This window comes from Desulfobaculum xiamenense (assembly GCF_011927665.1).
GTDB lineage: Bacteria > Desulfobacterota > Desulfovibrionia > Desulfovibrionales > Desulfovibrionaceae > Desulfobaculum > Desulfobaculum xiamenense.
Genome location: NZ_JAATJA010000003.1, coordinates 159,842 through 174,332 on the forward strand (window position 1 = coordinate 159,842; position 14,491 = coordinate 174,332).

Here is a 14,491-nt window from a genome sequence, read left to right on the forward strand (position 1 = left end):
AAAAGGGCGCGCCGCGTCCCCGATGCCTTGGCACCGGGAACGTAGCGCGCCCTTTTCGTCGCAGCCGAACCGCGACGGCTAATTCATGTGTCTACTCTGCGGCTCGCACTGCACGAGATGCGACTCCATCTCGGCGTTGGACGATTCCTCGACGATGAGGCCCGCCCGATATCCGGACATGCTGATGCGGGCCATGATCATGCTGAAGGCCTCGCGCTCGTCGTCGGAGAGGCTCGCCTCGAAGCCCTTGCGCCCCAGAAGGTCCAGCAGGCTGCCTGCGGCCGAAGCCAGTTCGCCGTATTCGCCGATCATGGCGTCGCAGATGCCCGTCGCGCCGATCTCGCCGATGAGGCCGGGGCGCAGTTCCTCGCGCATGCGCGCACCGAGGCTGGCGTAGGAGCGGGGTTCCCGCGCTTCGAATTCGCGTTTCATGTCGTGCCTCCCGCGCCGGGACCGGCGCTCGTGACGGTTGTTGCTGCGCTGATGCGCTCCCATCACCAAGCAAGAAGCGGTCCACCACCTGCAAAGCGTGACGCAGCGCCATCTTGCGCCCCCAAACACGTCGCCCGTCCCCTTCCCCGTCAAATTCCGGACATCTCGCCATCCGGGCTAATGTTCCACGCAAAACTGCCGAAAAGTATGCAAGGGCCGCCCATTTTCCAGCGGCCGTGCTCATGGACCCATCACACGACGGAGGACCGACATGCCGCATGTCGTATCCCTTGATGCCTATCGCGCGCACAGGCAGACCCTCGCGCCTGCGCCGGAGGTTCCACCGAAGCGTCCGGTCATCAACGATGGTCAGATCTTCGCCCGCAACTACTCCGACCCGGAGGGACTCGTCTTCGCGGTGCTCAAGATTCGCGAAGTGCTGCGCTACCACATGCGCGACGACGACGGCTGGCAGCCGCTGGCGCTAGCCATGCTCGACGCCGCCTACCACTTCGAGGCAGCGCGTTCGGAAGCGCTCGCGGATGCGTGCCGCGCCCTCAAGGACTACATGCTTGCAGGCATGACACCGGACAACGCCTCGGACATGACGGCGGCGCTACTCTTGTGCGACCTCATCGAGAAATCTCCGGCAAGGCGTTCCGCGCCGGACATCTGACGCCCCGCGTCCCATCACCCAGACAGCAAAAAAGCGCCCCGGGCCTAGGCTCGGGGCGCTTTCGTTCATGCGATGTCGGATGGGACTACCAGTTGCGCTCACAGACCTCGAAATGGGCCTGCGGATGAGCGCATGCGGGACACAGGCCGGGGGCCTCGGTGCCCTCGTGGATGTAGCCGCAGTTGCGGCAACGCCACACGGTGGTTCCGCCCTTCTTGAAAACGGTGCCGTTCTCGATGTTGGCGGCCATGGCGCGATAGCGCTCCTCGTGGAACTTCTCGGCAACGGCGATGGACTCGAAAATCTTCGCGATGTCGTCGAAGCCTTCCTCACGGGCAATGACCGCGAAGGAGGGGTACATGTGCTCGTGCTCTTCCTGCTCACCCTCGGCCGCGGCCTTCAGGTTGTCGAGAGTGGAACCGATGACACCAGCCGGGAAGGAGCCGGCCACCTCGACCATGCCGCCCTCAAGCAGCTTGAACAGGCGCTTGGCGTGTTCCTTCTCCTGATCGGCGGTCTCCGCGAAGATGGCGGAAATCTGGACGTATCCTTCCTTCTTCGCCACGCTGGCCCAGTAGGTGTACTTGTTTCTGGCCTGAGACTCACCGACGAATGCGGTCAGGATGTTCTTCTCGGTACGAGTTCCCTTGATGGATTTCATGTGAATCTCCGTATGAATATGGTTGCAGGTTCACCATCCGCGCGGCTTGGCCGTGCGGGATGCGCCACTTACTGACGGACGTCGGTCGCGGTCTCGGGCATGCGGCACTCGCCGCGTGCGGCCGCCGCGCGGCAGTCATCGCAGAGTCCGTAGAATTCGAGGGACGCCCGCGACAGCGAGAAGCCCTCGCAGCGGAAATTCGCGAGATCCGGCAGGGCCACATCGCCGCTGACGTCCACATCGCCCACCCGGCCACAGCACGTGCACCGCACATGGTAATGTTCGCTCGTATCGCCGTCGAAGCGCTTTTGGCTTCCCGCCGATTCGAGCTTGAGGATCTCTCCCGTTTCCGAGAGCACCTCAAGGTTGCGGTACACGGTACCAAGACTCACGCGGGGCAGACGCTCCCTGACCAGCTCGTACAGCTCGTCGGCCGTGGGGTGGGACGTCACCTTGCGAAGCTCCTCAAGGATGATCATCCGCTGTCGTGTCATCCGCTTGGGTCCGTTTGCCATTGTGGGCCTCCTTGCACAAATAGGAACTATTACCATTAAGCCTGCAAGTCAAGCAGTATCTCCCCATTTCATGCAGGAAGGCAAGCCACATTGTTTGGTTCATCAACCAGAATCCCCGCCACGCAAGGAAAAACGTGCCCCCACCCTACGGCTCCTCGTCGCGTTTCCAGTAGGGATTGGAAATGTCCTCGAAGACCGACAGCGCCGCCGTGGCCCCCTCGCCCACGGCGGTGACGATCTGCTGCACGCCGCCAATGACGTCGCCACAGGCGTAGACGCGCGGGATGTTGGTGCGCATGCCCCGATCGACATTGATGTAGCCCCACTGGTCAGTCTTGACGCCGATCTGCTGGGCAAGGGCCGTCTCGGGCCGCCAGCCGATGGCCACGAATGCGCCATGTACGGCAAGCTCACTCTGCGTGCCATCGGTGACATTGCGCAGGCGCACGGCGGAAAGCCCCTTGTCGTCGCCCACGAACTCCTCGACAACCGTATTGAGTAGCACGGGGATGCCCTCGCGCTCCACACTCTTCTGAAGATGCTTCTCGGCCCGGAAATCCTCCCGACGGTGGACGAGGGTCACGCGCACGCCCATATTGTGGAGATGCAGCGCCTCGGTCAGCGCGGAGCTGCCGCCGCCGACCATGACCACATCCTTGCCCTTGTAGGCCCAACCGTCGCAACTGGCGCACACGGAAACGCCCCGCCCGAACAGCTCGTCCTCGCCGGGAACACCAAGGCGGCGCGACGTGGCGCCCGTGGCCAAAATCACTGCCCGCGCCACATAATGCGTCCGCTCGGTGAAGACTTCGATGTCCTTGCCGACCTTAATCTCGGCGACGGGGTCCCCCTCCTTGACCAACCCATACCCACGCGCCTGATCGGCGATGAGTTCCATAAGCTGGATGCCGCCGACACGCTTGAATCCCGGATAGTTCTCCACTTCCGGTGTCAGGGCCACCTGCCCGCCGACCACACCCTTCTCCAGCACCACGCTCTTCAGGCCGGAGCGCTCCAGATAAATGGCCGCCGTCAGGCCCGCCGGACCGCCGCCGACGATGACCACATCAACCTTCTCGTCCGTGCCGCTGGCCGATTCCGGCGCGTTGGCGTGGGTGTCCTCGCGCAGCAGTTCATCCGCGCTGCGAAGGGCAACGAGTTCCACCACGAAGCGTTCCTCGGGATACAGCCCCTTCTGGAAAAAGGTCTCGTTGATGACCGTGCGCGGCAGGGATGCGGCTTCGTATTTTTCGGCGAGGTCCATGTTTTCCGCCGTCTCGATGCATTCGGCGGTGACGAGGTCCGGACGCTCGATGGCCGCCCTAAAGGCGTTGAGCACCTGACCGGGGCAGTAGGGACAGGTGGGGCTGACGAGCACGCGCACGTGCCGCTCCCCGGCCAATTCGGCGAGAAGCTTGCGCGACGTCTCCGACAGGCGGCTCTGCCCGGCGGAGAGCAGCGTGATCGTCTCAATGAAGGTCCGCGCCTCCTCGCCAAGCGGAGCGCCCAGATAGCGGATGCGCACCCGGCCGGGATTGAGGACCACCGTCGGGGAGCGATCAACGTCCAGTTCTCCCGCGCGTTCGCTGTCGCACGCGTGGAAGGAAACCCGCACCTTCTCCGAGAGCCGTCCAAGATCACGGCAGAAATTGACCGTCGCCTCGTTGTAGGGCGCGTTGTCGCCATCGCGCGTGAAGACCTCGATGTCCACGGGATCGCGAAGGTCCCCGAAGACCTGCCCGAGGTATTCCCTGCTCTCTTCCGGAATGAACCACTCGTTGCCCTGACCCTGCTTGTCAGCCTCGACCATGTTCGGCTCCTTCGGGACACAATCCCTGTCTGTGGATGATCGGCATGGACCGCTCGCGGCATGGATGCGACGACAGGATAGCACCTCGCCACGTTTACGTTCAAGCGTCCGAAAATGCGATGCATATCGGGCGCTCCGGCATGGCTGGACACCCAGCGGAAAGGGGCTGGCAAATTCCCATCACCCGGGTTAGAGTCCGCTCCGGGTATCACCATGCTTGAATATCTTCGCATACAACATCTCGCGCTCATCGACGACCTGGAGCTTGAATTCTCCCGGGGTCTCAACGTGCTTACCGGCGAAACGGGCGCTGGCAAGAGCTTCATCCTGCGCGCGCTCAATTTCCTCACCGGCGACAAGCTCGGCCGCGACATGGTGCGCCCCGGCGGGGACAAGGCCGTTGTCGAGGCCGTGTTCAACGTCGATGGCGAGGAAACCATCCTTCGCCGCGAACTGTCCGCTGACTCTGGCCGCAGCCGCCTGTTCATAGACGACAGGCTCAGCTCGCAGGAGGCCGTGCGCTCCCTCAAGCCCAAGCTGTTGCTGCACACCAGCCAGCACGGCCAGCAACGCCTGCTGTCGCCGTCCTATCAAGGCAAGGTGCTCGACAGCTTCCTTCCCAGCCCGGAACTCGTCGAGGAGCGCGACCGGCTGGTCGCGGAGATGAGTGCCCTCATGCGCAAGCGTGAAGCCCTCGCCGCGCGCATGCGCGAACTGTCCGACAAGCGCGAATTCCTCGAATTCCAGCTCCGCGAGATAGAAAAGGTGGACCCGCAGCGCGGCGAGGAGGAAGAACTTCTCGACCGCAAGCGCGCCTTTCAGGAATCGGCGCAGGCCGCCGAGGCGCTGGAATCCGCCATCTCGTCCTTCTACGGCGAGGAGGGGGGACTGCTCGAACGCGTGGCGCATCTCGCGAGGCAACTCGACGCGCTCTGCGAGCTCGACGCCGACTGGCGCGAGGACGCAGACGCCGCCGAGGAAATGCGCCTGCGCCTGCGCGACATGGAATCCCGCCTGCGCCGGGCGGACCGCGACGCCACCCCGGACGGCGACATCGAAGCGTTGGAATCCCGCCTCTTCGCGCTGGCCCAGTTGAAGCGCAAGCTCAACCGCTCCCTGGACGAGATTCTCGACTTCCGTTCCGAGATCGACGCCAACATTTCCTTCCTCGACTCCTGCGCGCTGGACCTGCGCCAGTTGGACAAGAACAGGAAGGCCCTCGCCGAACGCCTCGGCGAGGCGGTGACGCTGCTCAACGCCGCCCGCAGGGCCGCCGCCGAGCGGCTAGCCGCCGCGCTGGCCGCAGACCTGCGCGGCCTCGGCTTCAACGAGGCCGTGGACGTCGCCTTCGAATTCACCCCCTCGGAAATCCATCCCGGCATCGCCGAGGACAGGGCGCGCCTGTTGTGGATTCCGAACCCCGGACAACTCCCGCAGCCGCTGGACCGCATCGCCTCGGGCGGCGAACTCTCACGCTTCCTTCTGGCCCTCGTGGGGCTCATGACCCGCGAGACCATGCCCACCCTCATCTTCGACGAGGTGGACGCCGGCATCGGCGGCCTCACGCTCAACGCCGTGGCCGACCGCATCTCCGCGCTGGCCGACAATCGCCAGATCGTGCTCATCACGCACTGGCCGCAGCTCGCCGCGCGCGCGGCGCGCCACTTCCAGGTCTCCAAGCACGTCGTGGACGGTGAAACCACCGTCTCCTGTCGCCGTCTGGACGACGGCAATGTCTTCTCCGAGCTGGCCCGCATGGCCGGCGGCGGTGCCCAGGGCGAAGCCATGGCCCGCCAACTCACGGACCACTGACGCCGCTTCGCCGCGCGCCCTGCCGCACCAGCGGCAAACGGATGGTAAAGGTGCATCCGTGTCCCGGTTCCGACTCCACCGCCAGCGTGCCCCCGTGGTTGTCCACGATGATGAAGTAGGACACGGAAAGCCCAAGCCCCGTCCCCACTCCCGGCTCCTTGGTCGTAAAGAACGGCTCGAACACGCGTAGGCGCGTCTCATCGTCCATGCCCGGCCCATTATCGGCTATCTCGACACGCACGTAATCATCCTCAAGCGCCGCCCGCAGCACGATCTCCGGCTCGTTCCCGGATTCGGCCGCATCGCGCATGGCGTGGGCAGCGTTGCCGAGAATGTTCAGGAACACCTGCTCAAGCTCCGTCCCGACACACGGCACCAGCGGCAGGGCGTCGGCATACTCCCGCATGATGCGAATGTTTCGGAAGTCGTAGTTCTTCTTGAAATCGTAGTCTTTGGACGCCAGTTCCACGGCCTTTTCGAGCACGGCCGTCACGTCCACGTCGGCCAGCACGGACTCGCTGCGTCGGCTGAAGTCCAGCATGTTGCGCACGATGCCGCCCGCGCGCCGCGCGGCCTCCTCCACGCCATCAAGCATGCGCGGCAGACTGCGCGCCTGCGCATAGCTGCCGATGGCGGACAGATCGCACCCGGAGTCCTCCGCCGCGCGACGGTTGGCGGGCATGTCATCGAGCAGCCTGCGGCGGATGTTCTGCACGCCCTGCACGATGCCGCCAAGGGGATTGTTGATCTCGTGGGCCATGCCCGCGGCCAGCCCGCCCACGCTCATCATCTTCTCGGTCTGCATCATCATCTCTTCCATACGCACACGACGGGTGACATCGTCTATGCGGATGACCGCACCCTCAATGCCGTTGGCCACCAGCGGGTAGATCATCACGTCCTCGTAGCGGGCGTTCCCGTCGTGCATGGAGCGCTGGCGCTCGCGCTTGATGGAACGCCGCTCGCGAAGGGCGGCGGCGATGTCCGCCTCTATGCGCCGCAGCTCGGGCAGGGCCTCGCCCACCGGGCGGCCCACATGTTCCCCGTCACGCCACCCGAGCACGTGCGCCGCCGCCGCGTTCATGTGCGTCACCCGCCCCTCGCCGTCCACGGCCACCATGACCGACGGCATGGAGTCGATAATGTTGCGCACGTAGCTCTGGGCCTTGCGCAGTTCGGCCTGCACGCGCTCGCGATGTTCCAGTTCGGCGCGCAGTTCGCTGGTCTTGCGGCCCACCTCGCGCCGAAGCGACCATGACCATATTCCCATCACGGCAAGTAACCCAGCCAGCGGCGTCAGTATCCACAACCCATAGCGCGCCCAGCGCCGCGAGGCGGCCTGCCGCTCCTGCACGCCGAACCACTTGTCGTAAATGGCCTCGTAGCGCCCGGTGCGCTTGAGCAGCGTCAGCCCCTCGTTGAGTTGAACGCGCAGTTCCTCGTCCCCCTCGCGCACGGCGAAACAGTAGCGCATGGGCAAAATCGGCGGCCCGACAGGGACGAGATTGTCGAGCTTGTGCCTGTGGATGGCGTACTGCCCCTGCAACCGGGCAATAAGCGCCGCATCGTGTCGTCCGGCGGAAAGCAGGAACAGCGCGTCCGCCTGCTCCGGCACCGGGACGAGCACGCTGTGCGGAAGATTCTTTTGCGCCCAGTCATGCATGATGTCCCCGCGCTGGACCAGCACCTGCTTGCCCTCTAGATCGTCCAGCCCCCGGATGGACGAACCGAGGCGAACGAAAATCGAGTTGGACACGATGACGTGCGGCAGCGAGAAGTCCACCACCTTGTCCCGCTCCTCGGACGAGAACATGCCGGTGATGATATCGATGCGCCCCTCTTCCAGTTGCGAGCGCACCTCGTTCCATTCGCCAAGGTCAATGCGCACGTCGAGGCCCATCACCTCGGCCACGGCCCGCAGCATATCCACATTGAAGCCAGTGGGCCGCCCGTTCTCCAAAAATTCGTATGGCGGATAATTCTTGTCCCCGCGCGCCACCAACTGGGCGGCCTGCGCCGGGACGACCAGCATGAGCCACGCCGCGCACGCCAGCACGACGACGTATCGCGCACGGCGAAAAGCAGCCCACCCACGCACCGGAAACGGCATGCGCACCTCGCTCGACTTTGACGGTCCAACGGCCACAAGCAGACACAGCCGATGATACCTCAAGTTCTTCCACGCAGGAATAGCCTGAACGCAAATCATCGCCCCGACGTGCCGACGGCCGAACGAAATTCCACCAGCCCGCCATTTCAGGGGCTTGCGCGCCAGCCCACGGCGCACCCCCTTGTTTTCCATTGGATTCCGGAAGCTTGTGAGATCGATCCCATATGCGATTGCACTCTGTTCAAAGCCGAAGTTTTCGATTATGTGACCCGCATGACGCCTTCGACACACAGCCGTAACATTGTCATGCCATATCCGCCCTGCCGCCGTTCCCGAACGGTTTCCGGGTTCACGGAACCGTCACCCTGCGCAGCAAGGAATCACTGATGGACATCTACGATCTGTTCTACATCCTGTCCCTCGGGGCAGGTTTTTTGATGGCCTTCAACCTCGGTGCCAACGACGTTGCCAACTCCATGGCCTCGGCCGTGGGCGCGCGGGCCATTACGGTACGTCAGGCAGTGCTCATCGCGGGCGCGCTCAACTTCGTGGGTGCCGTGTTCCTCGGCTCCCACGTCACAGCCACGGTGAGCAAGGGCATCATCAACGCCTCCGCCATCGGCGACCCAAAGCTCATCCTGCTTGGCATGTTCGCCGCGCTCATCGCCGCATCGCTGTGGGTGCTCATCGCCACGCTCACGGCCCTGCCCGTCTCGTCCACCCACTCCATCGTGGGCGCCATCCTCGGCTTCGGACTGGTGGCCGGCGGCCCGCAGGTGGTCAACTGGCTCAAGCTCGGCGGGGTGGTGCTCTCGTGGTTCATCTCGCCCTTCTTCGCGGCGGGCATCGCCTTCTTCATCTTCTCGCAGATACGCCGCAACATCTTCCTGCGGCCGAACTTCATCGCCCACGCCAAGGCATGGGGCCCGCGCTGGATGGGCCTGACCATGGTCCTCGTGGGCTTCTCGTTCCTGTACAAGACGCCGGTCGGCACGCAGCTCGCCCTGACCCGCACCGAGTCGCTTCTGATCGTGGGCGTTCTGGCCATCTGTGCATGGATCGGCGGCAAGATCATGGTGGGCCGCCTCGGCGCGGAGATCGACGACAGCGTCGAAGGCGTGGAAACCATCTTCCGCAGGCTCCAGATTTTCACCTCGTGCTACGTGGCGCTCTCGCAGGGTGCCAACGACGTGGCCAACGCCATCGGTCCCATTGCGGCCATCTACATCCTCGCCAAGCAGCACGCCTTCCTCACCCAGGCCGAAGTGCCCATCTGGATGCTGGGCATGGGCGGAGCGGGCATTGCGCTCGGCATCTGCGTTCTCGGCCACAAGGTCATGTCCACCGTTGGCGAAAAGATCACCACCCTGACCAACACCCGCGGCTTCGCCGTGGATTTCTCGGCCGCCACCACCGTGCTCGTGGCGTCCAAGCTCGGCCTTCCCGTCTCCACCACCCACGCCGCAGTGGGCGCGGTGACGGGCGTGGGCCTCGCTCGCGGCTACAAGGCCGTGGACTTCGGCGTGCTGGGCAAGATCGTCATCTATTGGCTTCTGACGGTTCCCATCGCGGCGCTCACGTCCATCATCATTTTTCAGATTCTAAAGTGGTCGATTTACTGATAGACGTCGACCATACCTCATAACGAGGAAGGAGGATTCTTCATGCGTTTGCCGCTCTTTGGACTGCTCGCCTCCCGCAGCCCCCTGGACGGGCTGGTGGATCACTACGAGAAAATCCACGAATGCACGGAGATCATCAAAGACTCCCTCGAGTGCTACGTGGCCGGTGGCGCCTGCCGCGAGTTCCTCGAACTCGCCCAGCAGATCGACCACATCGAAAACCAGGCCGACCTCATCAAGCGCAGGATTCGCAACCATCTCCCGCGCTCGCTGTTCATGCCCGTCGATAAGACTCTGTTCCTCAACTACACCAAGGCGCAGGACAACATTCTCGACGAGGCGCAGGAAGCCATGCAGTGGCTGGCCATGCGCCGCGTGGACATCCCCGCGGAGTTCCAGCGCAAGCTCATCGAACTCATCGACGACGTGGATTCGCTGACCGACATGCTCGGCCCCGCGCTCAAGGCGACCCTCGGCCTCATCTACACCGAGCACCTCGACCGCCGAGGCACCAAGGACCAGTTCTGGGCCATCCGCAAGAAGCGCGATGCCATCTTCAAGGCCAAGAACCGCCTCGTCTCCGAGATCTACAGCTCCGACATGGATTTCAAGGACATTTACCAGCTCATCCACTTCGTGGAAAAGCTGCACGGCATGGCGCACAACACCGAGAACTGCGCCGACATCCTGCGCTCCATGATCGCCCGCTAACGCGGACGACCGACACGACGCCAAAAGCGGCCCGGACCCGCACCCCACGGTGCGGTTTCGGGCCGTTTTTGTCTCCGACACCCGCCATTCGTCGTCAACGCGACGAAAAAGCGGGCGCGACGCCACCGCGTCACGCCCGCTGATCATCTCCTGCGGCTACCTCTTGTGTCAGGGCTTCTGGCAGCTATGCATCACGTTGAGTCCCTTAACGATGAAGATGGTCGTCTCGGCCAGATTGGTGGACAGATCGCCCACCCGCTCCAGATGCCGCGCGGCGAGAATGGTGTTCACGGCCCGGCGCACGCCGGTAATCTCCGCGACCATGTCGTCCATGGTCTTGGTGAGGATGCGCAAATTCAGCTCGTCGGCCCGATAATCCATGCGGCAGACGTCCGTGGCCTTGTCCACGTTGCCTTCCCGGAAGCCTTCGATGGCCACCTTGAGCATGTCGAGCACCACCTCCACCAACTCCTCGAGTTGCGGATTGCGGGGTGTCTGCGCCAGACGGGACAGGAACACCGTCTTCTCGGCGATGTTCACCGCCTCGTCTCCAATGCGCTCAAGGTCGATGATGGCCCGGCGCACGCCGGTGATAAAACGCAGATCGCGAGCCATGGGCGCATCCAGCGCCAGAAGATGCAACGACACCTCGTCGATGCGCATCTCCATGTCGTTTATGACCTTGTCGCCCTCGATGACCTGCTCGGCCAGTTCGGCATCGCGCCGGAGCAGCGCGTCCGCCGCCTGTCGCATGGCGCGCTCGGCATAGGCCGCCATTTCGAGAATCTGCATGCGCAGCCCTTCGAGCTGCTTGTGAAAATGCGTTTCCGTATTCATGGAAGCTCCTAGCCGAACCGGCCGGTTATGTAGTCCTCGGTGCGCTTCTCGCGCGGCCTCGTGAACATGGTCTGCGTGACGTCGGCCTCGATGAGCTGGCCCATGTAAAAAAACGCCGTCACGTCCGACACCCGCGCGGCCTGCTGCATATTGTGGGTGACGATGATGATGGTCAGGTTTTCCTTGAGCACATGGATGAGTTCCTCGATCTTCTGCGTGGCGATGGGGTCGAGGGCACTGGCTGGCTCGTCCATGAGCAGCACCTGCGGTTCCACGGCCAGCGCGCGGGCGATGCACAGCCGCTGCTGCTGGCCACCGGACAGCCCAAGGGCCGACTCGTGCAGGCGGTCCTTCACCTCGTCGAAGAGCGCCGCATGGCGAAGGCTCGCCTCCACCCGCTCAGCGATGCGGGCCTTGTCCGTCATGCCATTGACGCGCAGGCCGTAGGCCACGTTCTCGAAGATGGTCTTCGGGAACGGGTTGGGCTTCTGGAAGACCATGCCCACCCGCCGCCGCAGATCCACCACGTCGAGATCGGAATCATAGATGTCGGCGTCGTCGAGGGTCACCAGCCCGTCCACGCGCGTTCCGGCAATGAGGTCGTTCATGCGGTTCAGGCAGCGCAGATAGGTGCTCTTGCCGCAGCCCGAAGGCCCGATGAGCGCGGTGACCCTGTTCTCGCCAAAGGCAAGGCTCACGTCCTTGAGCGCCTTGAAATCGCCGTAGAAAAAATCCAGCCCCTTCGAGGCCATCTTGATGCGTTCAGTCATGCGTTGTGGTTCCCTGTTTCCTGCGAGCTGTCCCCGTCCAACACCTCTGGAGGCGTGGCGAGGGTAAAATGGAAGATCGAGCCGCCCTTCTCGTCCGTGCGCGGCTCAACCCAGATGCGTCCACCGTGGCGCTCCACAATGTGGCGGCAAATGGCCAGCCCAAGCCCGGTGGACCCGCTGCCCGAACGCATGCGGTGCTTCTCCACGCGGTAGAAACGCTCGAATATCCTGTCGCGGTCTTCGGCGGGAATGCCCGGCCCCCGGTCGCTGACCATGAAGTGCACGAAGCCCTCCGCGTCCGTCGCACCGTCCACGATGACCGCCTCGCCGGACGGGCTGTACCGGACAGCGTTCTCCAACAGATTCCTGAAGACCTGCATCAGCAGATCGAAATCGGCCCACACGCGAAGCCCTGCCTCGGGCAGGCGCGGTTCGAGGGATACGCCCACGCGCTCGGCCAGCGGCACGCAGATGCGAAGCGCCTCGGCCAGCGCGCCCCGGGCATCCACGTCGCGCGGGGTAAAGCTCTCCTCGCGCGCCTCCAGCCGAGACAGGCTCAAGAGGTCCTCCACCATCTTCACCATGCGGTCGGCATTGCGCAGGATGATTCCGAGGAAGGACTCGGCAGTGCCGCCACCGGCCAGCTTGTTGTCGATGAGGGTTTCGGCGTAGCCCTTGATGGTGGTCAGCGGGGTGCGAAGCTCGTGGGAAACGTTGGCCACGAAGTCCCGCCGGACGCGCTCCAGCCGCTTAAGCTCGCTGATGTCGTGGAAGACCACCACGGCCCCGAGATTCGCGCCGCGCTCATCGAGGCCGACAATGGTCACGTCGTACACGCGCCCCTTCTGCGGTTCGATCTGAAGCCAGCGCGGTCCGTCCCCTGCATCCGGAGCGAGCACCCCGTCGCAGGCGCGCTGCAATTCTGGGGACAGCACCAAATCCATGGGCCGCTGCCCCTCCATGTCGCGCATGGAGCCGACGATGCGCTTCAGGGCCGTATTGACCTGCGAGATACGCCCGTCTGCGTCGAGGACCATGACGCCCTCGCGCATGCCGTCCAGCACGGCCTCCAGTTCACGCTTCTGGTCGGTAATGGTGCGCACCTGCTCGGCGATGGATACGGCCATGCGGTTGATAGCCTTCGCAAGTCCCGAAAATTCCCTGCCGGGATATTCCCGCAGGCGGCGCTCGTAGTGCCCGCCGCCAATGGCCTCGGCCACGCCGATCATCTCGGCCATGGACCGCCCGAAGCTGCGGGTGAGGAGCACGCTCAAGATCATGGCCAGCACCACGGCCAGCCCGAACACCACGAGGACATTGTCGTACAGACGGTCCAACCGCTCGCGGACGTCGGCGAAGGGCATGGCCAGCCGGATGTATCCCGGCGGCACGCCATCGAGATTCGTCACCCGCGTGGCGGCGTAGATGAGCTTGCGGCCGAGGGTGGCACTGTAGCGCACGCTCATGCCGAAGCGCTCGGTCTCGGCCTGCGCGATCTCCGGACGAAAGGCGTGGTTGTCCAGCCCGGCCACGCTGGGATATGCGACGTGAGAATCCGCCACCACGCGCCCGCCCTCGGTGACGTAGGTGACGCGGGCATCGAGCTTCGCCCCGAGGCGCTCGAACCAGTGGTGCATGTCCTCCTCGCCCGCAAAGCTCCCATGCTCGCCCAGAAGCTGCTCGGCAAGCCGAAGCTCGCGCACCGCGCCGAGCTTCACGTCCTCCATGATGTCGTCCTGGAAGACCATCCGGGCATAGAGCGCAGGCAGGGCCAAGGCCACCACGATGACCAGCGCGAAGGCCAGTTGCAATTTCGTCCTGAAGGAAAAGTCCGCCACGTCCTACTCCCTGAAGCGGTAGCCCACGCCGCGCACGGTTTCCACCAGTTCGGCGCAGGAGCCGAGCTTCTGGCGCAGCCGTCGCACATGGGTATCCACAGTGCGCCCATAGCCCTCGAATTCATAACCCCACACGCTCGACAGCAACTGATCGCGGGTCCGCACGCGCGGACTCGAATTGACGAGTTCCGTCAGCAGCCGAAATTCCGTGGCCGTCAGGTCCACGTCCTCCCCGTCCACCTTCACGGCGTGCGCGTCCATGTCGATGGACAGGCCGTCGCGCTCGAAGAAGGTTCGCGGCCGGACTTCGGCCCCGGCCCGGCGCAGCACGGCCCGCACGCGCAGGAGCAGTTCGCGGAAACTGAAAGGCTTCACCACGTAGTCGTCCGCCCCAAGCTCCAGCCCCACGATGCGGTCCACTTCCTCGCCGCGCGCGGTAAGCATGACGATGGGCATGCCCGCCGTCTCCTCGCCGCGCCGCAGTTCCCGGCAGACATCGAATCCGTCGCGCCCCGGAAGCATGAGGTCCAGAAGCACGAGGTCCGGCCTGTGGCGTCTGGCCTTGGCCAGCCCCTCGTTGCCGTCGCGCGCCGTAATGACGCCGTACCCGGCCGACTCGAAATTGAAGGACAGCAGATTGAGGATATCCTCGTCATCCTCGACGATGAGCATGGTCTCGTTCGGCATCTCGACTCCC

General features: G+C 64.2%; 13 protein-coding genes. 4 read left to right on the forward strand and 9 right to left on the reverse strand.

Annotated features, from left to right (window positions below):
* Positions 1 to 78 precede the first annotated feature (78 nt).
* A complete protein-coding gene (locus GGQ74_RS13570) occupies positions 79 to 432 on the reverse strand; it encodes a hypothetical protein (RefSeq protein WP_167942134.1) in 354 nt (117 codons plus the stop codon).
* 271 nt (positions 433 to 703) lie between these two features.
* On the opposite strand from GGQ74_RS13570, the gene GGQ74_RS13575 reads away from it, so the two are divergent.
* On the forward strand, positions 704 to 1,108 hold the full coding sequence (locus tag GGQ74_RS13575; RefSeq protein WP_167942135.1) for a hypothetical protein: 405 nt from the start codon (positions 704 to 706) through the stop codon (positions 1,106 to 1,108).
* A gap of 85 nt (positions 1,109 to 1,193) precedes the next feature.
* Here the strand turns inward: GGQ74_RS13575 and rbr are convergent, their stop codons facing one another.
* From rbr to GGQ74_RS13590, 3 genes are all read right to left on the reverse strand, one after another.
* A complete protein-coding gene (rbr, locus tag GGQ74_RS13580; RefSeq protein WP_167942136.1) occupies positions 1,194 to 1,769 on the reverse strand; it encodes a rubrerythrin in 576 nt (191 codons plus the stop codon).
* Positions 1,770 to 1,837: 68 nt separating this feature from the next.
* Positions 1,838 to 2,284: a Fur family transcriptional regulator gene (locus tag GGQ74_RS13585; protein ID WP_167942137.1), complete on the reverse strand. Its 447-nt coding sequence runs from the start codon at positions 2,282 to 2,284 to the stop codon at positions 1,838 to 1,840.
* A gap of 145 nt (positions 2,285 to 2,429) precedes the next feature.
* Positions 2,430 to 4,094, reverse strand: coding sequence for an FAD-dependent oxidoreductase (locus GGQ74_RS13590; protein ID WP_167942138.1), 1,665 nt, complete (start codon positions 4,092 to 4,094; stop codon positions 2,430 to 2,432).
* 213 nt (positions 4,095 to 4,307) lie between these two features.
* Here GGQ74_RS13590 and GGQ74_RS13595 point away from each other — a divergent pair, with 213 nt between their 5' ends.
* Positions 4,308 to 5,906, forward strand: coding sequence for a DNA repair protein RecN (locus tag GGQ74_RS13595; protein ID WP_167942139.1), 1,599 nt, complete (start codon positions 4,308 to 4,310; stop codon positions 5,904 to 5,906).
* Here GGQ74_RS13595 and GGQ74_RS13600 read toward each other — a convergent pair.
* Positions 5,893 to 8,016 carry a transporter substrate-binding domain-containing protein gene (locus tag GGQ74_RS13600; RefSeq protein WP_167942140.1) on the reverse strand — a complete coding sequence of 708 codons (2,124 nt, stop codon included), beginning with the start codon at positions 8,014 to 8,016 and terminating at the stop codon, positions 5,893 to 5,895. The two genes, GGQ74_RS13595 and GGQ74_RS13600, sit on opposite strands and share 14 nt — an antisense overlap.
* Positions 8,017 to 8,402: 386 nt before the next feature.
* Between GGQ74_RS13600 and GGQ74_RS13605 the strand changes: the two genes are divergently transcribed.
* On the forward strand, positions 8,403 to 9,638 hold the full coding sequence (locus tag GGQ74_RS13605; RefSeq protein WP_167942141.1) for an inorganic phosphate transporter: 1,236 nt from the start codon (positions 8,403 to 8,405) through the stop codon (positions 9,636 to 9,638).
* Between the two features lie 42 nt (positions 9,639 to 9,680).
* Positions 9,681 to 10,349, forward strand: coding sequence for a DUF47 domain-containing protein (locus tag GGQ74_RS13610; protein ID WP_167942142.1), 669 nt, complete (start codon positions 9,681 to 9,683; stop codon positions 10,347 to 10,349).
* A gap of 168 nt (positions 10,350 to 10,517) precedes the next feature.
* On the opposite strand, the gene phoU is transcribed toward GGQ74_RS13610, so the two are convergent.
* The 4 genes from phoU to GGQ74_RS13630 are packed head-to-tail and all read right to left on the reverse strand — an operon-like array spanning position 10,518 to position 14,481.
* Positions 10,518 to 11,186 carry a phosphate signaling complex protein PhoU gene (phoU, locus tag GGQ74_RS13615; protein ID WP_167942143.1) on the reverse strand — a complete coding sequence of 223 codons (669 nt, stop codon included), beginning with the start codon at positions 11,184 to 11,186 and terminating at the stop codon, positions 10,518 to 10,520.
* An 8-nt stretch (positions 11,187 to 11,194) separates the two neighbouring features.
* Positions 11,195 to 11,956, reverse strand: coding sequence for a phosphate ABC transporter ATP-binding protein PstB (gene pstB / locus GGQ74_RS13620; protein ID WP_167942144.1), 762 nt, complete (start codon positions 11,954 to 11,956; stop codon positions 11,195 to 11,197).
* Positions 11,953 to 13,794 carry an ATP-binding protein gene (locus GGQ74_RS13625; protein WP_167942145.1) on the reverse strand — a complete coding sequence of 614 codons (1,842 nt, stop codon included), beginning with the start codon at positions 13,792 to 13,794 and terminating at the stop codon, positions 11,953 to 11,955. Before GGQ74_RS13625 ends, pstB begins: the two co-directional genes overlap by 4 nt.
* Before the next feature lie 3 nt (positions 13,795 to 13,797).
* The gene (locus GGQ74_RS13630) at positions 13,798 to 14,481 is read right to left on the reverse strand and encodes a response regulator (RefSeq protein WP_167942146.1); all 684 of its coding nucleotides are present in this window, start codon (positions 14,479 to 14,481) and stop codon (positions 13,798 to 13,800) included.
* Between the last annotated feature and the right edge of the window lie 10 nt (positions 14,482 to 14,491).